27 protein-coding genes and 1 riboswitch are annotated in these 25862 nt (G+C 42.2%); of the genes, 24 read left to right on the forward strand and 3 right to left on the reverse strand.

Features of this window, described 5'->3' with window-relative positions; all coding sequences use genetic code 11:
* Window positions 1-111 precede the first annotated feature (111 nt).
* Window positions 112-987, forward strand: coding sequence for a hypothetical protein (locus LCU_RS02060; protein ID WP_056966199.1), 876 nt, complete (start codon window positions 112-114; stop codon window positions 985-987).
* A 45-nt stretch (window positions 988-1032) separates the two neighbouring features.
* Here the strand turns inward: LCU_RS02060 and LCU_RS02065 are convergent, their stop codons facing one another.
* Window positions 1033-1209 (reverse strand): YjzD family protein, encoded by a 177-nt coding sequence (locus tag LCU_RS02065; protein WP_004270393.1) that lies wholly within the window; start codon window positions 1207-1209, stop codon window positions 1033-1035.
* Between the two features lie 121 nt (window positions 1210-1330).
* On the opposite strand from LCU_RS02065, the gene dnaE reads away from it, so the two are divergent.
* The 12 genes from dnaE (at window position 1331) to LCU_RS02125 (ending at window position 14064) form a co-directional block, all read left to right on the forward strand.
* Window positions 1331-4669, forward strand: a complete 3339-nt coding sequence (gene dnaE / locus LCU_RS02070) for a DNA polymerase III subunit alpha (protein WP_056966202.1) — start codon at window positions 1331-1333, stop codon at window positions 4667-4669.
* Between the two features lie 128 nt (window positions 4670-4797).
* Complete coding sequence (pfkA, locus tag LCU_RS02075; RefSeq protein ID WP_004270386.1) at window positions 4798-5757, forward strand: 6-phosphofructokinase; 960 nt, start codon at window positions 4798-4800, stop codon at window positions 5755-5757.
* 80 nt (window positions 5758-5837) lie between these two features.
* On the forward strand, window positions 5838-7598 hold the full coding sequence (gene pyk / locus LCU_RS02080; RefSeq protein ID WP_056966205.1) for a pyruvate kinase: 1761 nt from the start codon (window positions 5838-5840) through the stop codon (window positions 7596-7598).
* 135 nt (window positions 7599-7733) lie between these two features.
* A complete protein-coding gene (locus LCU_RS02085) occupies window positions 7734-8195 on the forward strand; it encodes a DUF441 domain-containing protein (protein WP_004270392.1) in 462 nt (153 codons plus the stop codon).
* Between the two features lie 25 nt (window positions 8196-8220).
* Complete coding sequence (locus LCU_RS02090) at window positions 8221-9129, forward strand: CvfB family protein (protein ID WP_004270403.1); 909 nt, start codon at window positions 8221-8223, stop codon at window positions 9127-9129.
* Between the two features lie 33 nt (window positions 9130-9162).
* Window positions 9163-9681, forward strand: a complete 519-nt coding sequence (locus LCU_RS02095; protein WP_004270398.1) for a Fur family transcriptional regulator — start codon at window positions 9163-9165, stop codon at window positions 9679-9681.
* 12 nt (window positions 9682-9693) lie between these two features.
* Complete coding sequence (gene xerD / locus LCU_RS02100) at window positions 9694-10578, forward strand: site-specific tyrosine recombinase XerD (protein ID WP_004270410.1); 885 nt, start codon at window positions 9694-9696, stop codon at window positions 10576-10578.
* Window positions 10579-10653: 75 nt separating this feature from the next.
* Window positions 10654-11022, forward strand: a complete 369-nt coding sequence (locus LCU_RS02105) for a hypothetical protein (RefSeq protein ID WP_004270408.1) — start codon at window positions 10654-10656, stop codon at window positions 11020-11022.
* An 8-nt stretch (window positions 11023-11030) separates the two neighbouring features.
* The gene (locus LCU_RS02110; RefSeq protein ID WP_004270404.1) at window positions 11031-11783 is read left to right on the forward strand and encodes a segregation and condensation protein A; all 753 of its coding nucleotides are present in this window, start codon (window positions 11031-11033) and stop codon (window positions 11781-11783) included.
* On the forward strand, window positions 11767-12396 hold the full coding sequence (gene scpB, locus LCU_RS02115; RefSeq protein ID WP_004270387.1) for an SMC-Scp complex subunit ScpB: 630 nt from the start codon (window positions 11767-11769) through the stop codon (window positions 12394-12396). Before LCU_RS02110 ends, scpB begins: the two co-directional genes overlap by 17 nt.
* The gene (locus tag LCU_RS02120; RefSeq protein WP_004270400.1) at window positions 12397-13167 is read left to right on the forward strand and encodes a pseudouridine synthase; all 771 of its coding nucleotides are present in this window, start codon (window positions 12397-12399) and stop codon (window positions 13165-13167) included.
* A 55-nt stretch (window positions 13168-13222) separates the two neighbouring features.
* Window positions 13223-13358: riboswitch (FMN riboswitch) on the forward strand.
* 124 nt (window positions 13359-13482) lie between these two features.
* Complete coding sequence (locus LCU_RS02125) at window positions 13483-14064, forward strand: ECF transporter S component (protein WP_056966207.1); 582 nt, start codon at window positions 13483-13485, stop codon at window positions 14062-14064.
* 60 nt (window positions 14065-14124) lie between these two features.
* On the opposite strand, the gene LCU_RS02130 is transcribed toward LCU_RS02125, so the two are convergent.
* A complete protein-coding gene (locus LCU_RS02130; RefSeq protein ID WP_035186399.1) occupies window positions 14125-14355 on the reverse strand; it encodes a ferredoxin in 231 nt (76 codons plus the stop codon).
* 34 nt (window positions 14356-14389) lie between these two features.
* Here LCU_RS02130 and LCU_RS02135 point away from each other — a divergent pair, with 34 nt between their 5' ends.
* From LCU_RS02135 to LCU_RS02185, 11 genes are all read left to right on the forward strand, one after another.
* Window positions 14390-15421: a YpbB family protein gene (locus LCU_RS02135; RefSeq protein WP_004270409.1), complete on the forward strand. Its 1032-nt coding sequence runs from the start codon at window positions 14390-14392 to the stop codon at window positions 15419-15421.
* On the forward strand, window positions 15418-16863 hold the full coding sequence (locus LCU_RS02140; RefSeq protein ID WP_056966209.1) for a RecQ family ATP-dependent DNA helicase: 1446 nt from the start codon (window positions 15418-15420) through the stop codon (window positions 16861-16863). Before LCU_RS02135 ends, LCU_RS02140 begins: the two co-directional genes overlap by 4 nt.
* A gap of 68 nt (window positions 16864-16931) precedes the next feature.
* The gene (locus LCU_RS02145) at window positions 16932-17597 is read left to right on the forward strand and encodes a LysM peptidoglycan-binding domain-containing protein (RefSeq protein WP_056966211.1); all 666 of its coding nucleotides are present in this window, start codon (window positions 16932-16934) and stop codon (window positions 17595-17597) included.
* 66 nt (window positions 17598-17663) lie between these two features.
* The gene (cmk, locus tag LCU_RS02150; RefSeq protein WP_004270391.1) at window positions 17664-18323 is read left to right on the forward strand and encodes a (d)CMP kinase; all 660 of its coding nucleotides are present in this window, start codon (window positions 17664-17666) and stop codon (window positions 18321-18323) included.
* A 94-nt stretch (window positions 18324-18417) separates the two neighbouring features.
* Window positions 18418-19629, forward strand: a complete 1212-nt coding sequence (rpsA, locus tag LCU_RS02155; protein WP_004270399.1) for a 30S ribosomal protein S1 — start codon at window positions 18418-18420, stop codon at window positions 19627-19629.
* 188 nt (window positions 19630-19817) lie between these two features.
* Window positions 19818-21128, forward strand: a complete 1311-nt coding sequence (der, locus tag LCU_RS02160; protein WP_004270389.1) for a ribosome biogenesis GTPase Der — start codon at window positions 19818-19820, stop codon at window positions 21126-21128.
* Between the two features lie 205 nt (window positions 21129-21333).
* On the forward strand, window positions 21334-21609 hold the full coding sequence (locus LCU_RS02165; RefSeq protein ID WP_004270407.1) for an HU family DNA-binding protein: 276 nt from the start codon (window positions 21334-21336) through the stop codon (window positions 21607-21609).
* A gap of 95 nt (window positions 21610-21704) precedes the next feature.
* Complete coding sequence (locus LCU_RS02170) at window positions 21705-22970, forward strand: tetratricopeptide repeat protein (RefSeq protein WP_056966665.1); 1266 nt, start codon at window positions 21705-21707, stop codon at window positions 22968-22970.
* 131 nt (window positions 22971-23101) lie between these two features.
* A complete protein-coding gene (locus LCU_RS02175; protein ID WP_054644418.1) occupies window positions 23102-23830 on the forward strand; it encodes an ABC transporter ATP-binding protein in 729 nt (242 codons plus the stop codon).
* A gap of 3 nt (window positions 23831-23833) precedes the next feature.
* Window positions 23834-24157 carry a hypothetical protein gene (locus LCU_RS02180; protein ID WP_056966666.1) on the forward strand — a complete coding sequence of 108 codons (324 nt, stop codon included), beginning with the start codon at window positions 23834-23836 and terminating at the stop codon, window positions 24155-24157.
* Between the two features lie 48 nt (window positions 24158-24205).
* On the forward strand, window positions 24206-25207 hold the full coding sequence (locus LCU_RS02185) for a hypothetical protein (protein WP_054644420.1): 1002 nt from the start codon (window positions 24206-24208) through the stop codon (window positions 25205-25207).
* A gap of 42 nt (window positions 25208-25249) precedes the next feature.
* Here the strand turns inward: LCU_RS02185 and LCU_RS02190 are convergent, their stop codons facing one another.
* On the reverse strand, window positions 25250-25783 hold the full coding sequence (locus LCU_RS02190; protein ID WP_056966669.1) for a PadR family transcriptional regulator: 534 nt from the start codon (window positions 25781-25783) through the stop codon (window positions 25250-25252).
* Between the last annotated feature and the right edge of the window lie 79 nt (window positions 25784-25862).

Genomic DNA, 25862 nt, shown 5'->3' on the forward strand with positions numbered 1-25862 from the left:
TTTGATTGGTCTTAAAAAATGTGACACTTCGTCGTTTTCGCTTGAATTGTGATTCTAAAAGGGTTAAGCTAAGATTTCAATGAGTTAAATTTCAATGAAAAGGTGACGAATATGAAAAAAACAATTGTTGGTTTAGTGACCAGCTTAGGGCTAATCGGTCTATTGGCTGGTTGTGGGACAACCAAATTAACAACGACTAAAACAAATTATCGCCAAAATGGAATGGTGGCAGTCGTAAAAGGTTCAACAACCAAAAAAGCTGATTTACAATACCGGATTAATCATAATCATTTCCAAAAAGCAACGGTCAAAGACGGAACTTATGTGATTCAAGTACCAACAACGACTAACAAACAAACAGTAACGGTACAAGCTAAAGCAAACGGTAAAACCGTTCAAAAGAAGGTAACGATTGCAGCGGGCACATCAGTTGGCCAATATGCCAAGATTGCCGCGCAATACAACCAGGCTTTAATTGGGATGGCGTTATCTAAGGCAGATCAAACCAAAGCGCAGGAATTGCAAAAACAAGCAGCAGCTGCCAAAGCAGGCCAACTTGCACCTGCTGATCTGATGACACTTAAGCAGCGGCAACAGGAAGTACAAGCAGCAATGCAACAGGTGCAACAGACACAAAAGGATCAATTGCTACCAACCACACCTAAAAATGGGGTGACTGAATGGGTCGCAACAAAGCATGTCACCATTCGCGGTTCTGTTGATAGTCAAGATGTAATGGGGATGACGCTCATTACACCCGTTAAAGCGCTCAAAGATAAAGCGGCATTGAAAGATTTTGGGACCAGTTTTGCATTGATTGCGCAAGCAATGGGCGCTGATTCCAAAAAAGTGATGTCCGAATTTAGCGATTATACGAAGAAAAACAAAAAAGGTAGTCAAACCACGATGAAGACGATTGAATCAAATGGTGTGAAGTTCAATACCGGTTTTTCAACAAGTGATTTGTATATTTACATTACAAAATAAACGTAAAAAGGGCCGCAACATAAAGTTGCGGCCCTTTTTTGTGCTTTATTTAGCTGGATCTTTTGGTAAGACAAGAGGTAAGAAGTTGAGCAAAAGCCCAAAAATAACTGAGACGATAACAGTTGTTTGAATGTTAAAGCCGGTTTTCGTTAGTTTAGAACCGATAAATCCAATGACAAACCCAAAAATCAATGTCCAAAGTAGATTCATAACGTATTTCATAGTTGGCCTTCTTTCTTTGATTCAATTCTATGATATTGTAACACGTTTTCCAAAGAGAATCATTTGAAATAATTTGTTATACTAAGAGTAATCGAATTAACGAAGAAAGAAGGGGCGTTGCTTGCCATTCGTTCAACTACAGGTTAAGAGTACCTATACGCTCTTGGAAAGTACCACTAAAATTGATGCACTGATTGAAAGTGCTAAGGCGCGCGGCTATCAGAGTATTGCGCTGACGGATAAGAACGTGATTTATGGGCTAGTCGATTTTTATAAGGCGGCCAAGGCAGCTGACTTACATCCAATCTTGGGTTTAACGCTTGAAATTGGCGGATTACTTCAAACCGATGAACGGTTTCCGCTAATTGTATTGGCGAAAGATTTAGTTGGCTATCAGAATCTTTTGAAGCTTTCTTCTAAAGTGATGACTCAAACTGATCTGGTTTCATTTGCTGATATTACACAGTGGTTCAGCCATTTAGTAGTGATCACGCCGGCTCAAGATGGCGAATTAGTCCGCCTACTTTTGCAAGCGGAGGAGCAAACAACGGCATATTTGACGCAACTCCAGGCGGCAGTTGATCCGGGGAGCTTGTACTTAGGAATCAGTGCCAAGCGAGCAGCAGCCCCCCAACTTAGCGGGTTAATTGCATTGAGTCAGACGACCGGAGTTCCGCTGGTTGCATTAGGTGATGTTCGTTATCTAGAACCAGATGATGCTTTTTCAGTGCAAGTCTTACAACATATTAAAGCTGGTACGCAAGTTAATCTCCATAGTGGTGATCAGACAACGCCAGGCGGCTATTATTTACAAGCTGCTGATCAGATTACGGCCGAGTTTGAAGCATTGCAGTTGGTCGAGGCCGTGCACAATACGGATAAGATTGCCCAACTCTGTCAAGTTGAGTTGACCTTTAAGCGGGCCCAATTACCACGCTTTGAAACACCGCATCAAGAGTCGGCAACGGCATATCTAGAACAGTTAAGTCAGCAAGGCTTACAAGTTCGGTTTGCCGATCAAGCGATTCCGCAAGAATATCAAGAACGCTTGCAGTATGAATTGCGAGTGATCAACGAGATGGGCTTTGCCGATTATTTCTTAATCGTTGCCGATGTCATGCGGCATGCCCATGAACAACATATTATGACGGGCCCAGGGCGAGGCTCTGCGGCAGGGTCGTTGGTGGCCTATGCTTTAATGATTACTGATGTCGATCCGATTCAATATCAATTGTTGTTTGAACGTTTTTTGAACCCCAATCGGGCGAATATGCCAGATATTGATTTGGATATCCCAGATAATCGTCGGGATGAAGTGCTGGCCTATGTCTATCACAAATACGGTCGGAATCATATGGCGCAAATTATTACATTTGGCACACTGGCAGCTAAAATGGCGTTACGTGATGTGGGGCGTGTGTTTGGCTTAAGTCAGTTTGAAATGAATGATTGGGCTAAGGTAATTCCGGACATGCTGAAAATCACGTTAAAAGAAGCTTATCAACAATCACAACCATTGAAAAATTTGGTGGCCGATTCCACTCAAAATCGATTACTATTCGAGACAGCACAGAAACTTGAAGGACTGCCACGACACTACTCAACGCATGCGGCTGGGATTGTGTTAAGCCAAGCACCGTTAACTGATACGGTTGCATTACAAAGTGGCGGTGAAGAGATTGAACTTACACAATTGCCAATGGGCAACGTGGAAGAACTGGGCCTACTGAAGATTGACTTTTTAGGATTACGTAATTTAGGGATTCTTGCTAATATTGTAAAGCTTGTTGGACAGCAAACGGGACAGCCGTTTGACCCACACTCAATTCCGTTGGATGATCCTAAAACACTTGCATTATTCCAACAAGGTGATACTAATGGTATTTTCCAATTTGAATCACTTGGCATTAAGAATGTTTTACGGCGGTTGGCACCGAGTTCTTTTGAAGACGTCGTGGCGACAAATGCGTTGTATCGACCAGGTCCGATGGAAAACATCGACGTATTTATCGCTCGTAAGAACGGGCAAGAACCTGTCACTTATCCGGACGCGTCGTTAGCCGATATTTTAGAGCCAACGTATGGGATCTTAGTGTATCAAGAACAAGTTATGCAGGCTGCGTCCAAGATGGGGGGCTTTAGCTTAGGCGAAGCCGACTTATTGCGGCGAGCAATGAGTAAAAAGAAGAAGGCGGTGATTGATGCTAGCCGGACGCAATTTATTCAAGGCGCACTCGAACGCGGGCACACAGAAACTGCTGCTACGACAGTCTACGACTATATTGAGCGGTTTGCCAATTATGGATTTAACCGGTCACATGCTGTTGCTTATAGTAAAATTGCTTTCTGGTTGGCTTATTTAAAAGTTCATCAGCCAGCAGCCTTTTTTGCAGCTTTATTAAATGCCGTTTTGAACAATCCGACAAAAACGAAAACTTACTTAGCAGAAGCTAAGAAACGTCAAATTAAAGTGCTGCCACCTGATATTAACCGCAGTCAAAGTTATTTCAGATTAGCCGACTCAGGGATTATCTTTGGTTTGTTCAGCATTAAAAAAGTTCGGCGCGATTTTGTGGCGGCGATTATTCAAGAACGGACAACGAACGGACCGTTTAAATCGTTACTGGCCTTCTTACAGCGTATGGATCCTAAGTTTCTCAAGCAAGAGGCATTAGAAGCCTTGATTTATAGTGGCGCCTTCGATCAGTTTAATCCGAATCGGAATGCGCTGTTGACCAACTTAGCCGACCTGCTTGATAGTGTGAAGTTGTCAGGGAATAACGTCGATTTATTTGCTGTTTTAGCACCGAAAGAACGTGCCGTACCGAATTTAACCTTGACTGAACGATTGGATAAAGAAGCCGAATATCTTGGGGCCTATGTTTCGGGACATCCGGTCGAAAAATATGATTGTGTACGCCAACACTACCATGTGCCTGATATCAGTGATTTGGCACCCGAGCAAACGGTCCATTTGGTGCTATTCATTCGCCGAATTAAGGTGATTCGAACGAAAAAAGGCGATCAAATGGCGTTTGTAACGGGGCAAGATGCAACCGGTGAAATTAGTGTGACGCTCTTTACTGGCGTTTATCAACGGGTCAGTGAATGGCTACAAACAGGACAAGTTGTTTTTATCACCGGGAAAGTTGAACAACGTCGCGATTTACAAGTGGTTGCTAATCAGATTCAATTGGCACAAGATGCACAAAAGACGCTACCCAAAGCGACCCTTTATTTACGGGTTCAAACGGCGTTGACGAGTCAAGCGCAACAACAAATGTATCAATTGTTACAACAAAATCACGGAACAACGCCAGTTATCTTGTACAATGCGGCCGATAAACAGTCAATTCTATTGAACGAGCGCTATTGGGTTGTGAACAACGAAAAACTAACGACCGCGCTTACAAACCTTTTAGGGACGGGAAATGTGATTTTAAAAGGGTTTGACCAATAAAGAAATTGGTCTATCTTTGCGAAAATCTTCGCAAAAGACAAGACTTATTTTCTGAAAAGTGATAATATATTAGTGACTTTAAAAGACCAATTGGTTTTTTAAGTAAAATATTTGCCTGGGGTGAAAAGATGAAACGCATAGGTATTTTGACAAGTGGTGGGGATGCACCTGGTATGAACGCTGCCATCCGTGCCGTTGCAAGAAAAGCAATGCATGAAGGCCTTGAAGTCTATGGTATCAATTATGGTTACGCTGGTTTAGTTGCCGGAGATATCTTCAAGATGGACCCAATTACGGTTGGTGACAAGATTCAACGTGGTGGGACATTCTTGTACTCAGCACGTTATCCAGAATTTGCACAAGTCGAAGGACAATTGAAAGGTATTGAACAACTCAAGAAGTTTGGTATCGAAGCTTTAGTTGTCATCGGTGGTGATGGTTCTTATCACGGTGCACTTCGTTTAACTGAACATGGTTATAACGCAATTGGTCTTCCAGGAACAATTGATAATGATATTCCATTTACAGATCAAACAATTGGTTTCGATACAGCTGTGAACACAGTGCTCGAATCAATTGACCGGATCCGTGATACAGCTGCTAGTCACGAAAGAACTTTCGTTGTGGAAGTAATGGGTCGTGGCGCTGGTGATATCGCGCTTTGGGCTGGTGTTGCCGGTGGCGCACAAGACATTATTATCCCTGAACATGATTTCGACGTTAAGGCCGTTGCTGATAAGCTACGTACTTCACGTGAACATGGTCAAAAACACGCTGTCATTGTATTGGCTGAAGGTGTGATGCACGCTGATGAATTCTCAGAAAAACTTTCTGAATACGGCGATTTCCACTTACGTTCAACTGTTTTAGGACACGTTGTTCGTGGTGGGGCACCAACAGCTAGTGACCGTGTGTTAGCAAGTCGTTTGGGCTCAAAAGCAGTTGAATTATTGCTTGAAGGCAAAGGTGGCGTTGCACTTGGGATTGAAAAGAACGAAATTATCGCACATGATATGTTAGACTTGTTCAATCACAAGCATCACGCAATGTTAGATCTTTATGATTTAAACGAAGATTTAGCTTACTAGATTCATCGTTCCATATATAAAATTGTTAAAACGACTGAAAAGTCTTTTAAAAAATAGACATAAAAGGAGAGATTCCACTTATGAAGAAAACCAAAATCGTAAGTACACTTGGACCCGCAAGTAACAATGTTGAAACTATCACAAAATTAATCGAAGCAGGTGCTAATGTATTCCGCTTTAACTTCTCTCATGGTGATCATGAAGAACATTTAAGCCGGATGAACATGGTTCACGAAGCTGAAAAATTAACTGGTAAAACAGTTGGTATCATGTTAGATACAAAGGGTGCTGAAATCCGGACAACTGTTCAACAAGGTAAGAAATTTGAATTACACACTGGTGAAGTGGTACGTATTTCAATGGACGATACACTTGAAGGAACACCTGAAAAAATCGCTGTTACTTACCCAGGTCTATACGACGACACACATGTCGGCGGACACGTTTTAATCGATGATGGTTTAGTGGATCTTAAAATTATTGAAAAAGACGAAGCAAACAAAGAACTTGTTACTGAAGTTCAAAACGACGGTATGGTCGGCTCACGTAAAGGTGTTAACGCACCTGGTGTTTCAATCAACTTACCTGGTATCACAGAAAAAGATGCTAGCGACATTCGTTTTGGTTTAGATCATGAAATCAACTTTATCGCTGCAAGTTTTGTTCGTAAACCTCAAGATGTTTTAGATATCCGTGAATTATTAGAAGAAAAACACATGGAACATGTTCAAATCTTCCCTAAGATTGAATCACAAGAAGGTATCGACAACATTGACGATATCATGAAAGTTTCAGATGGTTTAATGATTGCTCGTGGTGACATGGGTGTTGAAATTCCATTTGAAAATGTTCCTTTTGTACAAAAGAACTTGATCAAGAAATGTAACGCTATTGGCAAACCAGTTATCACAGCTACACAAATGTTGGACTCAATGCAAGAAAACCCACGTCCTACACGTGCTGAAGTTAACGACGTTGCTAACGCTGTTATTGATGGTACTGACGCAACAATGCTTTCAGGTGAAAGTGCTAACGGTGACTACCCAGTAGAAGCTGTTGCAACAATGGCTCGCATTGATGAAAGAACAGAAAAATCATTAACAGACCGCGATGCATACGCATTGAAAGCATACAGCAAGACTAACTTGACAGAATCAATTGGCCAAGCTGTTGCTCACACTGCACGTAACTTAGGAATCAAGACAATCGTTGCTGCTACAGAATCAGGCTCAACAGCACGTATGATTTCTAAATACCGTCCACAAGCTGACATCTTAGCTGTTACATTCGACGAACGTACACGTCGTGGTTTAACAGTTAACTATGGTGTATACCCAGTTATCGCTAAGAAACCTGCTAATACAGATGATATGTTCAACTTAGCTACACAAACAGCTCAAGAACATGGTTTTGCTAAAGAAGGCGACCTAATCTTGATCACTGCTGGTGTTCCTGTTGGTGAACGTGGCACAACAAACGTTATGAAGATCCAATTAATTGGTTCAAAATTAACACAAGGCCAAGGTGTTGGCGATGAAACAATCGTTGGCAAGGCTGTTGTCGCTTCAAACGCTAAAGAAGCTGCTGAAAAAGCAATTGATGGTGGTATCTTAGTTGTTAAATCAACTGACAAAGATTACTTACCAGCAATCGAAAAATCAAGTGCTATCGTTGTTGAAAACGGTGGTTTAACATCACACGCTGCTGTTGTTGGTATCGCTATGGGTATTCCAGTTGTTGTTGGTGCTAAAGACGCAACAGAAGCTATCAAAGATGGCGAAGTTGTGACTGTTGATTCACGTCGTGGGATTGTTTACCGCGGTGCAACAAACGCTCTTTAATCATTCCTGAATGATGAAATGAAGCCCCCTCTGAAAAGAGGGGGCTTTTTTTGTTTTAAAAATTACTTTTCTGAAAGTACTGACAAGTCGTTCATTTATCGGTACAATAGTAGGGAGACTTTATTGGAGGTTTACATGGAAAGTTGGTTATTTTTAGTAGCGATTTTAATCGTTGCATTGTTAGCGAAAAATCAATCTTTAATCATTGCGACCGCGGTTGTTTTAATATTAAAGGTATTCCCGATTTCAAATAAGGTGCTGCCTGTGATCCAAGCCAAAGGCATTAATTGGGGAGTGACAGTGATTTCGGTTGCTATCCTAGTCCCGATTGCAACGGGGCAAATTGGTGTCAAAGACTTAATCAATGCCTTTAAAACGCCGGCGGGTTTTATTGCAGTTGGTTGTGGCGTGTTAGTTGCTGTACTATCAGCGAAGGGTGTGGGGCTATTGTCCGCTAGTCCTGAGATGACAGTGGCCTTGGTTTTTGGGACCATCATGGGTGTCGTTTTTCTAAAAGGGATTGCGGCTGGCCCCGTAATTGCAGCGGGGATTACTTATACCATTTTAACGGTCTTTAATTTAGTACCAATTCATTAATTAATAAGAATAAAAGAGGTTAACTATGAATGAATTAATCGGGCAAGTCATTACTGCCTTAGTAACAGATGAAAATGAAACAGCCTTCTTTGTCCAAAAAGACGGCGTGACATTTGAATTAAAAAAAGAAACTTTAGAACAAGAATTGACAATCGGTGAAACGGTGACTGGTTTTGCTTATGAAAACTCAAGTCGGGAATTGATCTTATCAACGTTTATTCCTAAATCACGCGTGGGCCATTATGCCTTTGGTGAAGTGGTTGAAACGCGGCGTGATTTAGGCGTTTTCGTCAATATTGGCTTGCCAGATAAGGATATTGTCGTATCACTGGATATTTTACCAACCATTACGAAATTATGGCCTAAACCAGGTGATCGTTTAATGATTGCGATTGAAGTCGATCAAAAAGGGCGGATGTGGGGCCAACTAGCTGACGAAAGCATCTTCAGATCAATTTCAAAAGGTGCTAAACCAGAAATGAAGAACCAAGACGTGATGGGGACGGTCTACCGTTTGAAGTTAGCCGGGACGTTTATTTTAACGGATGACTTTTACATTGGGTTCATTCATCCTTCTGAACGTGAAGCAGAACCACGTTTGGGTCAACAGGTTAAGGGGCGCGTCATTGGTGTGCGACCTGAAGGTAGTTTAAATGTCAGTTTGAAACCACGGGCATATGAAGAAATTGGCGACGATGCTGAAATGATTATGGCTGTCTTAAAACGGCAACCTGATTACGCAATGCCATACACTGACCGGAGCGATCCAGAAGCGATTAAGAGTTACTTTGGGATTAGTAAAGGCAGTTTTAAGCGGGCATTAGGCCGGTTAATGAAAAATGGCTTAATTACTCAAGCAGAGGGCCTAACGAGTTTAACTGAAAAAGGTCAAGCTGATATTGCCCCAATTACAGATGACGAGAAGCAAGACTAAGCTTTTTTGAATGATTGAAAAGGAAGTTGCTAAATGGATAAAGCTGAGCAATTAGACCGAATATCCGAGCAGCTACAAGCGGCCGGCTACAAGTTAACAGCACAACGCTCTGCGACGGTGGCGGTCATTTTGGACCATGCCCAAGCGCATCTGAGTGCCGAACAGATTTTTATGGCAACTAAAGAGGTGGTCCCTGAAATTGGGTTGGCCACTGTGTATCGCACCCTTGAGATGTTGACGGAACTGCATGTGTTGAATAAAGTTCGGTTCATTGAAGATGGGATGACCCACTATGACTTGTGTGAGACTGATCACGACCATCATTTCCACCATCACCTGTTGTGTCTGCAATGTGGGGCAATCGAAGAAATTCATACGGATTTATTGCCTGCCGTGGAACAACAGGTATATGATGATTACACATTTACGGTGTTAGATCATCGTTTAACATTTCACGGGATTTGTGCACGTTGCCAACAGATTAACCAACAAAATGGGTTACCAGCCAATCAACTGGATCCTAGTCGCCAAATTGACGTGACGCAGTTGTAAAAGAGGAAGCACATGGATGATTTAATTCAAGATTATTTACATTATTTAAAAGTTGAACGCGGTCTTTCGGAGAATACGCGCCAGAGTTATCGGCAGGATTTACAACAGTTTGCGGCGTTTTTACAACGTCAGCAGGTTGCCAATTTTACTGAAGACCGCTTTTTAATTTTGAACTACTTGCAAGAACAAACTGATGCGCATAAGGCACAAAGTAGTATTACACGGAGCATTTCAACGTTACGTAAATTCTATCAGTATTTAGCGCGTGAAAAGCAGATTAAACAAAATCCGATGCTCCAAATCGATTCGCCCAAACAAGGCCGTCATCTACCGGCTGTTTTATCGACGGCGGAGATTGAGCGACTATTGGCGGCACCAGATACGAGCACCGCACTTGGATTACGAGATCGAGCGATTCTAGAGGTTTTATATGCGACGGGGTTACGAGTTAGCGAGCTGATTCATCTAAAGATGGCTGATTTGCATTTATCACTGGGCTTAATTCAGACCCTCGGCAAAGGGAATAAGGAACGGATTATACCGATTGGTGATGTAGCGGTTGATTGGATTAATCAATACCTCGATCGTAGCCGGAATCAATTAACGAAGGGGCGTGCTAACCCGTACCTGTTTGTTAATTTCCATGGTAACGGGTTGACGCGCCAAGGGATTTGGAAGAACCTGAAGGCACATGTTAAAACGGCTGGGATTGAAAAAGACGTGACCCCACATACATTGCGGCATTCGTTTGCCACTGTGCTACTTGAAAATGGCGCAGATCTGCGAATTGTACAAGAATTATTGGGGCATTCAGATATTTCAACGACTCAAATTTACACGCATATTAGTAAGAAACATTTGACAGAAGTTTACCAACGGAGTCATCCACGCGATTAAATTAGATTTGTCGCGCTTTATAAACTATGGTAGAGTTAATGCTATTAGAACTTTGTTTGATCAATGGAGGTCAACATGTTATTCAAGTATAAAAATGATTATGAAAAGATTGCGATGGGCTTTTTATCCTTCGTACCGGATTTAAAAGAAGTCAGTCATGTACAAGCTGAATTGGCGCTCTATACGTCGGATGAGCAACGCAATTTATATTTATGGCGCAATGAAGCCGGCGATTTTGCCGGTGTTGTGGGGATTGAACTGGGTGCGGACTATATTTTAGTGCGCCATATTTCACTGAACCCTTCGGAACGTAGCGACGAGAACTATTTCACCATGTTGGATGAATTAGCGGCGCTTTATCCTGAAAGTCGCGTGATGGGTTCGTTAGAGACTGCGCCATTGATTGCTAAATGGGAACAACATCAGAATACAGAAATGGACTAGATTGACCAATGACTGAACAATTAACGTTGGTCTTGACTGATTTTGAAGGACCACTCGATTTATTATTACATTTAATTAAGCAAACTAAGATTGATATTTATGATATTCCCATTGCTGAAATCACCGCGCAATATCTTGATTACTTGCACCAAATGCAAGTATTGAAACTAGATGTTGCAGGTGATTATTTAGTAATGGCGGCGACGTTGATGAAGATTAAGAGTAAGTTGCTCTTACCTAAGGCACCTGAATTAATTGAAGAAGAAACAGAAGAATACGTCGATCCACGGCAGGAATTAGTGGACCAACTATTGGCGTACCAAGCCTTCCAAAAGGTCGCAACGGTTTTGCAAGAGCGCGAATTGGAGCGCCAACAGCTCTTTGCTAAGCCAGCTAGTAGTAATCCAGCTGAAAAAGTGGTCCCACTGGCGCGCGGCGTGATTAAGCCACGCGATTTAGCGGCCGCAGTTTCTAAAATGTTGGTCGAAGCCCAAGCTAAACAACCGGTCTTCAAAACGGTCCAAAATGACGAAATTTCGATTACGGATAAAATGAGTTGGATTGTGCGTCATTTAGCCGCTCAACCAGTTGCTTTTGAAGCGTTGGTCGTTGTTAAAACAGATCGAGATGAAATCGTCACAACATTTTTAGCCGTACTAGAATTGATGAAGGATCGAAAAATTATTTGCGAACAAGCCGACTATGATGCACCAATCATGGTTCGGTTGAAGGAGGGCATTTCAGTTGAATCATCTCGCTGAAATTGAGAGTTTATTATATGTCGCGGGGGACGAAGGAATTGCGCTTGCGCAAATTGCGCAACTTATTCATCTCGATGAACCGGCAGTCCGCCAGTTATTAGAAAAATTGGCAAATCGTTACCGCGGCAACACTGAATCGGGTTTGAACCTGATTCAAGCCGAAGATATCTATAAATTAGTCACCAAAAAAGAATACGCGACGTTGTTGAAGACCTATTTTGATGGACCGGTGTCAACTAGTATTAGTCAGGCCGCTCTTGAGGTATTGGCAATTATTGTCTATCGCCAACCAATCACGCGGATTGAAGTCGATGAGGTCCGAGGTGTTCAAAGTAGTGGGGCCATCCAAACCTTGTTAGCCCGCCAATTAATTAGCGAAAAAGGGCGTAAGGATGCGCCTGGTCGGCCAATTTTATATGGAACGAGCACCTATTTCTTAGATTACTTTGGTCTTGAATCGCTCGATGAATTACCACCACTTGAACAATTGGCACTTGACGCTGATGTCGATGGTAGTGAAGGTGGTACAGCAGACTTGTATTACCGTCAATTTGAACAAACGTTAAATGAAACAGATACGACGTCGGAAGAGACGTCCAAAGGAGAACAATAAATGGAACGATTACAAAAAGTGATTGCAAATGCTGGGGTAGCTTCAAGACGGAAAGCAGAAACCTTAATTGCAACTGGTCACGTCACCTTAAATGGTGAAGTGGTGAAGGAAATGGGTATCAAGGTGGATAGCACAAGCGATCATATTGAAGTTGACGGTGTGCCGTTAACGCGTGAACGCAAGGTCTATTATGTCTTGTATAAACCACGCCAAGTGATTTCAGCAGTGACAGATGATAAGAAACGCCGGGTCGTCACTGAATACCTTGGCGATATCGTTGAACGGGTTTATCCAATCGGCCGATTAGATTACGATACATCTGGCTTATTACTACTAACGAATGATGGTGATTTTGCCAACATGATGATGCATCCAAAATATAAAGTCGACAAGACTTATATTGCGAAGGTTTCAGGATTACCAACTGCAGATATGTTGCGCCAATTGCGTAAAGGAATTGTCTTAGAAAAACGCAAAACAGCACCAGCCAAGGTCAAGGTAATTTCAACTGATCGGCGTAAGAACACTGCCATTGTAAGCATCACCATTCACGAAGGGATGAATCATCAGGTTAAGAACATGCTAGCTGCGGTTGGCCTACCCGTAACAAAGTTGAAACGGGAAACATATGGTTTCTTAACGTTAGATGGGTTAGTTTCTGGCGAATACCGTGCTTTGAAACCAATCGAAGTCGCAGAATTCAAAAAAATTGCTGAACTAAATGAAAAACCACAGCATAAGAATCGACCAAAATTATCACGGCATGATTAATTAGTTGCTTTTGGCACGTTGATTTGCTATGCTTATTTCGAACAAAATATTAATGGTTCGTCTTCAGGGGCAGGGTGTAATTCCCGACCGGCGGTAAAAGTCCGCGACCTGCTACAATGTTGATTCTTGTGGTGGCTGAACTGGTGTGATTCCAGTACCGATAGTGAAAGTCTAGATGGAAGAAGATAGGGCTTATTTGGGTATGAATGTATGCAAGTAAGGTCTGTTAATCTCCCTGATTAACAGACCTTTTTGATGCAATCAGACTTGGCTAAGTCCGCTGACGAAGGCAACCTCATCTGGAGGGTGTTAGTAATGCAAGTTTCAAAAGTTCGTACGATGATTGGGGTCGCAATGCTAGGGGCAATTTCATTTGTCGTCATGTTTTTCGAATTTCCAATTATTCTCGCATTTCCGTTTTTAAAAATTGATTTTAGTGACGTGATTATCCTGTTAGGGACGTTCGTTTACGGACCAATTGGAGGAATGGGGGTCGCATTGATTCGCTCGACGCTTCATTTCATTATGACCGGTGCTAGCTTACCGAGTTTGGTCGGCGACTTTGCCGGTGTCTTGGCGTCAATCTGCTACTTGTTACCATTCTATTATTTATTCAAGCGTCAATCGAACGTTTTAGTAGGTCAAGCAATTGCTGGTGTTGCGGGGGCTGTCAGCATGACGATCTTCATGTCATTTGCTAACTGGCTTTTCATTTTACCGCTCTATATTAAATTGATGGGTTTGAACTTAGGAATGTCGACTACCAAATACATTCTATTTGGATTAGTACCGTTTAATTTAATTAAAGGTGCACTCGTAACGGTGGTGTTTGCCGTTTTATATTTACGGATTTTACCATGGCTAAAACAACATATGCAAAAACCAATTGCCAAATAAATGGCAGCAAAAAAGGTTGTGTCCAAGCGGGCACAACCTTTTTTATAGGACGTAAATATGCTACGATAAAAATGGCGTTGATTGGCGTACAATCGCACCAGTTGGACAGGCGGTGTAGGCGGTTTTAAACGCAATTCGTTCTTTAGGATCTTCAATTGGCGTCGTTCCCTGATTATGATCGGGTTTAAAAAAGGCGATCCCTTCTTGATCGTAATCGAATAAGTCGGGCGCCTTTAGCTGGCAGAGACCGCAGGCGATACAGCGTTCCGGGATGACTTGACTATAGAGCATTAAATTCACACTTTCTCAATAAAGGACTTAATTGATGATGTTAATGGCGTATCTACTATGCTTGTTGGCGCCTGAGAAAAGGCGGTATCAAGCAATCTACTATACCTTAATTGGTAAACGAACTACTTCAAATCTGTATGCCGGTTTAGCATATGGATTATTAAAATGGCTCCAAATTTATCCTAATCTAGAACAGGCACAATTTCAAGCAGAATTAAAACGACTTCAGCAAAATGGTTGGATTGAAATCGATGAGCGGTATGTTTGGTTGACTGCTACCGGGCAACAAAAACAAGCTGAATGGCAGCCGCAATTAGTTTGGCCGACGCACTATGAAGGCCCACAGATGGGTCACTTACCCCAATTCACTGCTCGTTTTATGTTGGCCGTTCAAATTGTGTCGGAATATCATTATCAAAATACGCAGTACTATCCATTGGAAACGAGTATGAAGGACCGCGTGTTGGTGGTCAGTTGGTTTAAGCGGCATAAGGCAACCATCAATTTTAGCAGTCAATTCCAGCTAGAATTGGCGCAATTACTTGACCAGTTAGATCCGCAACAAGCCGATCTTGTGGCAAATCAACTGATCGGACATCAAGTCTTGGGCAAAAGCCACCAACAACTGGCGCAAGCCTTAGATAGCCCATCCTTGACAGTTCGTGTGCGGACCATCGACGCCTTTGCTCAAATTTTAGGGCTTTTATTGGCGCACCAAACGACTTATCCGCTATTGAATGAATTAGTGGATCAGGCTGAAACGCAATTGAGTCAGAGTACGTTACAGACCTGGCAATTGATCCAACAAGGGGCGAGTGTTGAAAAAATCAGCCGCCAGCGCCGGGTTAAGATCGGAACGATTAAAGAACACCTTTTAGAAACCGCGATGTTACTCCCACGGTTTCCGTTTGAACAATTCTTAAAGGATGCAACTACACAAAAACTAGCTAGATTGATGACTGAACAGCCATCGCTCAGCTATAATGAAGCACAAACCGCACTCCCCGGTCTAGATTTCTTTGAGTATCGGCTTTATCAAATTCAAAGGCAGGTGAACGCCCAATGAGCACGGATGAACTGATTTATAAAACGCTAAAAGAGCGGTTTGGCTATGAGACATTTAAGCCAGGACAATTAGAAGTGATTCAATCTGTTTTGGCGGGCCAAGCGACTTTGGCGGTTTTGCCGACCGGGACGGGAAAATCATTATGTTATCAATTACCAGCCTATCTTTTGGGCCATACCACTGTCATTATTTCACCTTTAATTGCATTGATGCAAGATCAGGTCGCACAGTTGAATTACCAAGGTGAAAAAAAGGCAGTCGCGATTAATTCAAATTTGGAACCGCGGCAAAAGCATGCGTTATTGCGACAATTGCCACAGTATCGTTTCGTGTTTATGGCGCCTGAAACGATAAGCCAGCCGGCGGTCATTCAAGCACTACAACAATGCCAGATTGATTTATTGGTCATCGATGAAGCCCACTGTATTTCACAATGGGGGATTGATTTTCGGCCGGATTATTTAGTGCTTGCGCAAATCAAGCACCAATTAAATCCGGGGGCAACGCTCGCACTAACTGCAACAGCTGATGCACAGGTTCGGCATGATATTTTAGCCAAGCTAGATTTGCAGTCGGCCAATAGGATTATTACGTCGGTTGATCGTCCTAATATTTACTTAGGGGTGAGTCAACAAGCGGATGAAGCGAGTAAGCACGCCTTTTTGCAACAATTGGTAACTGAGAGTCAGGGGCCCGGGATTATTTATTTTTCAAGTCGTCAAAAGACCGTCGAGATTGCGGCTTTTTTGCAACAAAAGACAGCGATGCGAGTTGCCTATTATCACGCAGCGCTTTCGCCACAGGAGCGCTTCATTATTCAACAACAGTTTATGCAAGGGCAGTTGGACGTAATCTGCGCAACGAATGCATTTGGAATGGGGATTAATAAAGCCAATATTCGCTATGTGATTCACTATCATTTACCGCAAAATATCGAAAGTTATCTACAAGAAGTCGGTCGTGCAGGGCGCGATGGCCAACCAGCCTATGCAATGTTGTTAGCAACACCGCAAGATACGTATCTGCAACAGTCGTTAGTGTCATTTGGGATTCCTGAAGCTGGATTGATTCGGCGTTTCTATCAAGAACCGACATTATTTAAACAAAGCCAAGGCAACGAGTTTGAATTATTACGGCGGTATCAGCAAATTGGGATGGATGAACAGGCCGTTAGTGAACTGTTACAGAATCGGCAAAAAGAAAAGCGTTTTGCGCTTCAAACAATGGTTGATTATTTAAACTTACAAGGCTGTCGGCGGCAATTTATTGTGAACTATTTTGACGAGCAACCCCAACAGGTTGCCCATGCTGATCAATGTTGTGGTCAACAGGATTCAACGGTCTTTTTAGGAAAATTTAATTTAAAAACGTTAACTGATGATAAATCCCCTAAAATAGACGGGTTAGACCATTGGGACGGTATTTTGAAGCAATTGTTTTAGAGATTTTCTGGGTATTTTAAAAGGGTCTATGGTACAATATCAAAGAATACCAATAGGGAGGGCCGTCAATGCTCAAAGATGATAAGAAAAAATTAGATAATCAGACGGAAGACAAACCCTGGGAAAGCCAGTTTGATGATGATCGTGATGATCGCGGGAATTTATCGCGTGTTGCTTCCAAGAGTAAGGAAAAAGGAAATACATATTTTGCCATTATTCTAGGTGTATTGCTTGTTTTAATGATTGCATTTCCGATTATTGCCTATACGATTCATTCTAGCCGGGCTAACCGCCCAGTCGAGTCTAGTAAGATTGTCGTTAATACTTCTGATAGTGATAGTGCTTCTAAGAAAGAAGCTAAAAAAGCGAAGTCTGCTAGCGAAAGTGCTACCAAAGCGGCCAGCGAAAGTAAAGCTAAACAGGCTGAAAGTGAAAAAGCGGCTAGTGAAAGCCAAGCAGTTGAAAGTAGCAAACAAGCTGCAGAAGAAGCTGAAAAGGCTAATAGTCAAAGCCAAGCTCAAGCAGACGCTCAAAATAGTAGTAGCGAAGAAACAACAACTGAAAGTAGCAGTTCAAGCGAAACAACGGGTGGTTCTTATACGTTGAAAGCCGGCGAAGGTTTATACCGCGCAGCGGTTAATAACGGTTTAACACTCGATCAACTACTTGCATTAAACCCTGGGTTAACAGCCAATTCACAAGTGGCACCAGGCACAGCTCTAAAAGTTAAATAATCAGTACTACCAAAAGGCCTGGGGAAACTCCCAGCCTTTTTTAATGATTTTTTCAGGAGGCAGAACATGCAAATTGCAATTGATGGACCAGCATCATCTGGTAAAAGTACGGTCGCCAAAATTGTGGCTACTAAATTAGGGTTCGTATACGTTGATACGGGTGCTATGTATCGCGCATCAACCGTGTTAGCACAGAAATTAGGGTTAGACTTCGGGGATGAAGCGGGAATTTTAGCAGCTTTAAAAGAAGCAGATATCCAATTTAAACCTGACCAAGCAGGGCAAAAAGTCTTCTTGAATGGTGAAGATATTACATTAGCCATTCGAACCCCTGAAATTACGAATAATGTCTCACAAGTATCAGCTTTAGCTGGTGTGCGCACTGAGATGGTTGCACGGCAACGTCAGATTGCAGATCAAGGTCAAGTCGTCATGGATGGACGCGATATTGGAACAACGGTGTTACCTGCTGCGAAGGTTAAAATTTTTATGGTGGCAAGTGCCCAAGAACGAGCTAAACGCCGTTATGCTGAAAATACAGCTAAGGGGATTATGACGCCTTTAGCAACGCTACAAGCAGAGATTGAATTACGTGATCAAAAAGATAGTACACGGGCCATTTCACCCTTAAAAAAAGCTGACGACGCCATTGAAATTGATACAACTCAGTTAACAATCGATGAGGTGGTCGACACAATATTAGCAATTGTAAAGAAAAATATGTAATTTTATCTTTGAACGAGGTAAAATAACTGGTAATCCGAATAGATATCAACTAAAATAGTAACTGTATAGATAGTCGTTAAGGAGGATTTTAGCTATGAGTGAAGCTAATTTGAATAACACCCAAAGCAGCGATGCAATGGCAGCTGCTTTAGACAGTGTCCACGAAGTCAAAATTGGGGACGTTGTTAAAGGTGAAGTTTTAGCAATTGAAGATCGACAAGTGATTGTCGGCATCGAAGGAACTGGTGTTGAAGGGGTTGTGCCTCAAAAAGAATTATCAAGTCAACCTATTGAAGACATCGCAGACGTTGCCAAAGTAGGCGACCAATTAGATTTAGTGGTCATTTCAAGAATCGGTAACGATAAAGAAAACGGGAGCTACTTATTATCTAAACGTCGCTTAGAAGCCCGTAAAGTTTGGTCTGAAATTGAACAAAAATTTGCTAATCAAGAAACAATCACAGCTAAAGTCATCGACGTGGTTAAAGGCGGCTTAGTCGTCGATGCTGGTGTCCGTGGCTTCGTACCAGCTTCAATGATTTCTGATCGTTTCGTACGTGATTTAAGCAGCTTTAAAGGCCAAGAATTAACCTTACAAATTATTGAAATTGAACCAAGTGAAAACCGTTTAATTCTTTCACGTAAAGCATTATTGGAACAAGAACGTCAAGCTAAGTTACAAGCAGTTTTTGAAAAAATGTTACCTGGGGATGTTGTTGAAGGTGAAGTTGCTCGTTTGACAAACTTTGGCGCATTCATCGATTTAGGTGGCGTTGACGGCTTAGTCCACGTTTCTGAAATTTCATATGATCACATTAACCAACCTTCTGATGTCTTAGAAGTTGGTCAAAAAGTGCAAGTGAAAGTCTTGAGCTTAGACCAAGAAAAAGGCCGGATCTCATTATCAATTAAAGATACGCAACCTGGTCCTTGGGATGATATCGCTGATAAAGCACCAGTTGGTAGCACTTTAGAAGGGGTCGTTAAACGTTTAACAACATTTGGCGCCTTTGTTGAAGTCTTCCCTGGGGTTGAAGGTTTAGTGCATATTTCACAAATCTCACATCAACATATCGCCACACCAAACGATGTGTTAGAAGAAGGCCAAACGGTTCAAGTCAAGGTCTTATCAGTTGATCCTGAACAACAACGTTTAGGTTTATCAATCAAAGCATTGCAAGAAAAACCTGCTGGTGCTAAGGATTCAGAACACGAAGATGTGGCGCCTTCTGACTATGTGATGCCAGAAGAAGAAACAGGTTTCAGTATCGGCGACATGCTTGGTAAAACATTAGACGATAAATAATTTTTTTAAAAGTCATATGCAAAAAGGTAGGGTCTGGGACAAAACTAGGTTTTGTCCCAGACCCTACGTTTATGTCGGTGATTGATTAGTACGACGCAGAGGAAGCGGAAGTTCAGCGGACTTTGTCGGAGTGACCTTGTCAGTTTGGCTCAGACAGGGTACACTGAACAACGAAGGGAATGAATACAATGACAAAACCAGTTATCGCCATTGTTGGTCGACCTAATGTCGGTAAATCGACGATTTTTAATCGCATTGCCGGTGAGCGGATCTCGATTGTTGAAGATACGCCAGGGGTTACGCGTGATCGCATTTATACCACAAGTGAATGGTTAGGGCATGAATTTAGCCTAATCGATACCGGTGGGATTGAAATTAGTGACGCACCATTTATGGAACAGATTAAACAACAAGCAGAAATTGCAATTGATGAAGCAGACGTGATTATCTTCTTAGTGAGTGCACGAGAAGGGGTTACTGATGCGGATGAGCGAGTTGCACAAATTTTATACCGCGCTGACAAACCGATCTTACTTGGGGTTAATAAGGCGGATAATCCAGAACAACGCCAAGATATTTTTGATTTCTATAGTCTTGGCTTTGGCGAACCCATCGCCGTTTCAGGGGCTCATGGTCAAGGGTTAGGTGATCTTTTAGATGCCGCCGTTGCTAAGTTCCCAGCTGAAGATGACGAAGAAGAAGACGATAGCATCAAGTTTAGTTTGATTGGCCGTCCCAATGTTGGGAAGTCATCACTTGTGAACGCGATGTTAAAAGAAGACCGGGTAATTGTCTCTCAAATTGAAGGGACTACGCGGGATGCCATCGATACGAAGTTCACGGCTGAAGATAATCAAGAATTTACCATGATTGATACTGCCGGGATCCGTAAACGGGGTAAGGTCTACGAAAATACTGAAAAATACGCCGTAATGCGTGCATTACGTGCGATTGACCGTTCAGACGTCGTATTAGTCGTTTTGAATGCTGAAGAAGGTATTCGTGAACAAGATAAGAAAGTGGCTGGCTACGCACATGAAGCTGGTCGTGGGATTATCATCGTGGTTAATAAGTGGGATACACTTAAAAAAGACAACCACACGATGAAAGAGTTCGAAAATCACGTGCGCGATCAATTCCAATACTTAGACTATGCGCCAATCATCTTTGTATCGGCTAAGACCGGCGTTCGCTTGCAAAACTTGCCAGCGATGATTGAACAAGTGAGTGAAAACCAAAACCGGCGCATCCAATCAGCACTCTTAAACGAAGTCTTGATGGACGCAACAACGGTGACACCAACTCCAGCTATTAATGGGAAACGATTGCGCATTTATTACATGACACAAGTAGCGGTTCAACCGCCTACATTTGTGGTCTTCGTAAACGATGTTAACTTGCTTCATTTCTCATATCAACGTTTCTTGAAGAATCAATTACGGAAAACCTTTGACTTTACTGGTACACCAATCCATTTGATCCCTCGTCAACGAAAATAAGCTGTTTTTTCAAAAATCCGCTAATATGATTAACTAATTTGCTCAGAATGCTGTTTTTTAGCGAAATTCCTTGCTATCACTAGGTTTGTGTGATAAATTAAAAAATGAAATGGTGATCAAATCATTGTTTCGTCATTTTTGACCACTCAAAAATGGTTTCGGTAATTAATTACTGATTATCTGTGATGAGCAGGAGGTGAAAAACATGGCAAACAAAGCACAATTGATCGAAGGCGTAGCATCAAAGACTGGTTTAACTAAGAAGGATGCAACTGCTGCAGTTGATGCAGTATTTGGTTCAATCCAAGACACTTTGAAAAAAGGTGACAAAGTTCAACTAATCGGCTTTGGTACTTTTGAAGTACGTGAACGTGCAGCTCGTAAGGGCCGTAACCCACAAACTGGTGCAGAAATTAAGATTCCTGCAAGCAAAGTACCTGCATTCAAGCCAGGTAAAGCATTAAAGGATTCTGTTAAATAAGAATTCAATTTATAGGCTGGGATTTTTCCCAGTCTTTTTTTATTGGCAATTAATCCGAATATGTTAAAATGGAACAATCGAAAAAGGGTGGTTAAATGACGAATTCAGAACAAATGCTTACAGCATTAGAAGATAATAATTTAGAACAAGCACAGACTTACTTCCAACAAGCCTTAGTTGCTGATGAACCCGATACGCTCTACAGCTTAGCTGAAGAGTTATATGCGATGGGTTTTTTGGAACAAGCAACGACAATTTACCAACAATTGTTGGCCCAATTTCCTGAAGAAGATCAAATCAGAACAACACTGGCAGATATTGCGGTCAGCGATGGCCAATACGACGACGCCTTGAACTTGTTGGCAGATATTACGCCAGAATCCAATGCGTACGCCGAAAGTCTGCTGACGGCAGCTGATGTCTATCAAACAATGGGCTTACCAGAAGTTAGTGAACAAAAATTATTGACGGCGTTGCGCTTATATCCAGATGAACCCGTCATGCAATTCGCATTAGCTGAATTGTACTTTGAAATGGGTGAATATGTGAAGGCCGCCAATTACTATGAGACGCTCATCGACCAAGACGTTGTTGAACTGGGACAGGTGAATATTCAAAAGCGGTTGGCAACTAGTTATGCCAGCAGTGGGGCTTTTGAAGAAGCTTTGCAGATTTACGAAGGGTTGACGCCAGAATTTCTAACAGAAGACGATCAATTCCAGATGGGCTTTTTGTACTTACAAATTAAGGATTATCAAAAAGCAATTGAAATCTTAACCAAGTTACAGACGACTGATCCACAATATACGTCACTATATACTTACTTGGCAGCAGCTCAAGAGGCTCAGAATCAATTAGAAGACGCCTTAACGACCGTTCAGACCGGAATTGGGTACGATGCCTACAACGAGGTCCTCTATCAAAAGGGGAGCGATCTAGCGCTTCAATTAGGTAATAACGAGGTTGCTGAACAGATGCTAAACGAGGCCCTCAAGATTGATCCTGATAATATGGGCGAAATTAGTGCCTTGAGCCAAGTTTATCGCCGTCAAGGCCGCCATGCCGAAAACATTGCTTTCTTACAAGATGCGATTGAAAATCATAAACCAACGGCTGATTTATATTGGTCATTGGCGCAATCACAGATGGCGGTGGATGATGTTGACCAAGCGCGCGAAAATTATCTGTTAGCTTATCCTGACTTGAAAGATAACTCGGACTTCCTACACGATTTAATTTTATTCTTCCAAGAAATGGCACAGGTCCCAGAAATGTTAGCGGCCCTCAAACAATATTTGAAGCTCGTGCCAAACGATTTAGAGATGCAAACTCTCTATGACGATTACCAAGCCATGCAATAATGCAAAAAAAAACGCCCGACTATTACTTTAGTCGGGCGTTTTTTTGCGTCTTTAGTCGCGTTTCTTCGCCAGATGAAAGTGGTACATTGAAGAGGAATCGGGAACAGGATTTATTTGGGGAGGTTTTTAGGATGACAAACACAATACTTTCGGTTGCCCAACTAACACAAGTGGTGTCAATTGGGCAGTCTGACCAGACGACAACCTTATTGAAAAATATTTCGTTTACGGTGCAAAAAGGGGAGTTGGTCAGTATTGTTGGGCCTTCTGGGGCTGGTAAGAGTACGTTGTTGTATTGTATTTCAGGGATTACGCGACCTACAGGCGGCACTGTGGCAATTGCGGGGATTAATCCGTATCAATTGAAACCCAATCAACTAGCGGCTTTTCGCAGACAGACGATTGGCTTTATTTTTCAACAATACAACTTGATTCAGTCTTTACCCGTCTTTGAAAATGTTGTCTTACAACAGCGCTTGAGTCATCAGCAACCGCAACGTGCTGAGATTAAACAGTTACTGACCAAAATGAACTTTGCGGGACAAATCGATGGGCCTGTTGCGACTTTATCGGGTGGTGAGCAACAAAAAGTCGCGATTGCTCGCACGATTCTAACTGATTGTGATGTGCTATTTGCCGATGAGCCAACGGGTGCGCTAGATTCGGCATCCAAAGCGATTATTTTTACATATTTCAAAGAGATGGTTGCTAAAGGGAGAACGGTGATTATGGTGACCCACGATATTGAGCTGGCTAGTCAGACAGATCGTGCGATTGTATTAAAAGACGGTCAGGTTCAGCAAATTGTGACTGAACCGACACTTGCGACAATCTATGCCGCCTTGGATCAGGTGGTGTAAGCGATGTGGACAATCAGTTGGTTACAGTTAAAGCATTCCTGGCGGCAATGGCTAGCAACAATACCAGTTTTTGTAACAGTGGGTTTAATCCTCGGTTTTTGTTTAACGGGAATTGTGAATGTGGCACAGTCGCAGCAAGTTGATCTATACGGTCCGAATACACCGTTGCCGATTTTTATCATACCGGTATTTTTTGGTGGTATTACAATGGTAATCGTGATTAAAGAAGTCGTGCACCAGCTTTTGGATCAGTTTAAAACGGACTATCGAATGCTTGCGATTCTAGGGGCAACGATCAATGCACTGGCCGCTATTTTGGGGATTTAAATCGGAATTGTCAGTGGGGTGAGTGCTCTGCTCGGCGGAGTCGTTGCCTTGCCACTAACGCGTTTTTGTTATGCGTGGTTGCAGCAGATTGTTGGGCCCCAAATGTTGCCGAATATGCCAATTCATTTTTCGTTCTTGGCACTTTTGTTAACGGTTGTCTTGGTTAGTCTAATTGCCGGTAGTGGTGGTTTTTGGCATGCACGCCATCAACTAAAAGATGGGAATAAGCATCTCAGTCACCGACGGCGGATCGTTCGTAGAGTTAGGACGATTGTTTCGTTAATGGTCGTCAGTGGGTTAATTATTAAACTAACGATGCAAAGCATGGCGTTAACCTATGTCGGTCATTCCGAGAAAGCAATTGGCAGTCTCGGCAATTCGGTTGGCAACCTGAATCTCGTGTTGTTCTTATTATTAATTCTAATTGCGCTTACCGGACACACGGTATTAAAATTAATTAGCCACGTGCTCTATTGGTTAGGTGCTAGAACGCTCTTTTTGAACATGGCAGCCCATGATATTGACTATACTGCTGAAAAATATTTGCCGTTGTATACGCCAGTGACGGTCATTGCGGTTTTAATTACGGGGATGTCGGCAATTATGTGGAATATACCGGCCTATACAAATACCACGAGTGCCAACAATGAACGTTTGGTGAATTTCATTTTGACAATTGGTTTATATTTGGGCGCGCCGTTACTGATTGTATTAGCGAATGTATTGGCGACGCTGTTAGTCGCAAAAGAGGATAATGCCCAGCAAATGCGCCAATTACAGTTGCTCGGTTTAACAAAACAGCAACTATTGCTGACACAACAATCGCATGCAGTGATCTTAGTTGGTGTTTGTCTTGCAGTCAGCCTACTAGCCGGGGGCTTAGTTTGGAGCCTGACGATTCATGTCGGGCGAACCATTTTGTACCAAGCACCCATCTCAATGGCGGCTTTGCTCGCTGGACCGTTTTTAATGGCCGTTAGTATGCTTTGCCTGCTAACGATAGTTAATTTAGCTCGTGTTTATTGTGGGAAATGTTTAACTAAAGCATAAAAAAGACAGCTAGTGCATTTTTAAGTGCATTAGCTGTCTTTTTTATTGGTTTTGATTGCGGTTAAGAATGTCCTGCGCCCACGCGCACCATTCTAATTCTGTTGCGCAGACCATTAAGCGCCGTTTCAAAATCAGGTAACGACCTAAGTTTTTTTGCTTTTCGGTGGGATCGGTTATGAGGTTGTATTCTTGCATCTTATGTTGGTATTGTTTTTGAATTTTTTGGTAATGATGGCGGCGATCTTGGAGTAAGTCAGCTGCTTGTTCTTGATTGAACAGTGAAATAACGTAAACTTTTGCTAAAAACTCGTCACGTTGTGTGGGTAAATTCGTTTCTTCTTGAAACCAGTCAGTAACGACGAGTTGGCCGGCTTCTGTTAAATGATAAATCTTCTTTTGTTTATGAACGGGATCAATTTTAACCGTGACATAGCCTTGTTCGTGCAGTTTATTTAATGCCGTGTAGATTTGACTGTGGTGTGCTTCCCAAAATAAATTAATGTACTGCTTTAATTCGTAGCCGCTACACGGTTTGCGAACTAACATACATAATAAAATATAGCTAAGCGTACTCATATTATTTCACCCTTTAATCGATTAATTATTGCTCAGTATACCATATTTAGAGTCAACAAACATGTCACTATATTATGTC

It is taken from the genome of Latilactobacillus curvatus JCM 1096 = DSM 20019 (assembly GCF_004101845.1).
GTDB lineage: Bacteria > Bacillota > Bacilli > Lactobacillales > Lactobacillaceae > Latilactobacillus > Latilactobacillus curvatus.

Excerpts from the sequence above, each read along its gene's own strand:
- LCU_RS02165 (WP_004270407.1), top strand. The coding sequence starts at position 21,334 with ATGGCAAACAAAGCACAATTGATCGAAGGCGTAGCATCAAAGACTGGT.
- LCU_RS02125 (WP_056966207.1), top strand. The coding sequence starts at position 13,483 with ATGCAAGTTTCAAAAGTTCGTACGATGATTGGGGTCGCAATGCTAGGG.
- LCU_RS02175 (WP_054644418.1), top strand. The coding sequence starts at position 23,102 with ATGACAAACACAATACTTTCGGTTGCCCAACTAACACAAGTGGTGTCA.
- pfkA (WP_004270386.1), top strand. The coding sequence starts at position 4,798 with ATGAAACGCATAGGTATTTTGACAAGTGGTGGGGATGCACCTGGTATG.
- der (WP_004270389.1), top strand. The coding sequence starts at position 19,818 with ATGACAAAACCAGTTATCGCCATTGTTGGTCGACCTAATGTCGGTAAA.
- LCU_RS02170 (WP_056966665.1), top strand. The coding sequence starts at position 21,705 with ATGACGAATTCAGAACAAATGCTTACAGCATTAGAAGATAATAATTTA.
- LCU_RS02145 (WP_056966211.1), top strand. The coding sequence starts at position 16,932 with ATGCTCAAAGATGATAAGAAAAAATTAGATAATCAGACGGAAGACAAA.
- LCU_RS02095 (WP_004270398.1), top strand. The coding sequence starts at position 9,163 with ATGGATAAAGCTGAGCAATTAGACCGAATATCCGAGCAGCTACAAGCG.
- rpsA (WP_004270399.1), top strand. The coding sequence starts at position 18,418 with ATGAGTGAAGCTAATTTGAATAACACCCAAAGCAGCGATGCAATGGCA.
- cmk (WP_004270391.1), top strand. The coding sequence starts at position 17,664 with ATGCAAATTGCAATTGATGGACCAGCATCATCTGGTAAAAGTACGGTC.
- pyk (WP_056966205.1), top strand. The coding sequence starts at position 5,838 with ATGAAGAAAACCAAAATCGTAAGTACACTTGGACCCGCAAGTAACAAT.
- LCU_RS02065 (WP_004270393.1), bottom strand. The coding sequence starts at position 1,209 with ATGAAATACGTTATGAATCTACTTTGGACATTGATTTTTGGGTTTGTC.
- LCU_RS02130 (WP_035186399.1), bottom strand. The coding sequence starts at position 14,355 with ATGCTCTATAGTCAAGTCATCCCGGAACGCTGTATCGCCTGCGGTCTC.
- LCU_RS02085 (WP_004270392.1), top strand. The coding sequence starts at position 7,734 with ATGGAAAGTTGGTTATTTTTAGTAGCGATTTTAATCGTTGCATTGTTA.
- LCU_RS02090 (WP_004270403.1), top strand. The coding sequence starts at position 8,221 with ATGAATGAATTAATCGGGCAAGTCATTACTGCCTTAGTAACAGATGAA.
- LCU_RS02140 (WP_056966209.1), top strand. The coding sequence starts at position 15,418 with ATGAGCACGGATGAACTGATTTATAAAACGCTAAAAGAGCGGTTTGGC.
- LCU_RS02180 (WP_056966666.1), top strand. The coding sequence starts at position 23,834 with ATGTGGACAATCAGTTGGTTACAGTTAAAGCATTCCTGGCGGCAATGG.
- LCU_RS02110 (WP_004270404.1), top strand. The coding sequence starts at position 11,031 with ATGACTGAACAATTAACGTTGGTCTTGACTGATTTTGAAGGACCACTC.
- LCU_RS02060 (WP_056966199.1), top strand. The coding sequence starts at position 112 with ATGAAAAAAACAATTGTTGGTTTAGTGACCAGCTTAGGGCTAATCGGT.
- xerD (WP_004270410.1), top strand. The coding sequence starts at position 9,694 with ATGGATGATTTAATTCAAGATTATTTACATTATTTAAAAGTTGAACGC.
- LCU_RS02105 (WP_004270408.1), top strand. The coding sequence starts at position 10,654 with ATGTTATTCAAGTATAAAAATGATTATGAAAAGATTGCGATGGGCTTT.
- LCU_RS02120 (WP_004270400.1), top strand. The coding sequence starts at position 12,397 with ATGGAACGATTACAAAAAGTGATTGCAAATGCTGGGGTAGCTTCAAGA.
- LCU_RS02135 (WP_004270409.1), top strand. The coding sequence starts at position 14,390 with ATGATGTTAATGGCGTATCTACTATGCTTGTTGGCGCCTGAGAAAAGG.
- LCU_RS02190 (WP_056966669.1), bottom strand. The coding sequence starts at position 25,783 with ATGAGTACGCTTAGCTATATTTTATTATGTATGTTAGTTCGCAAACCG.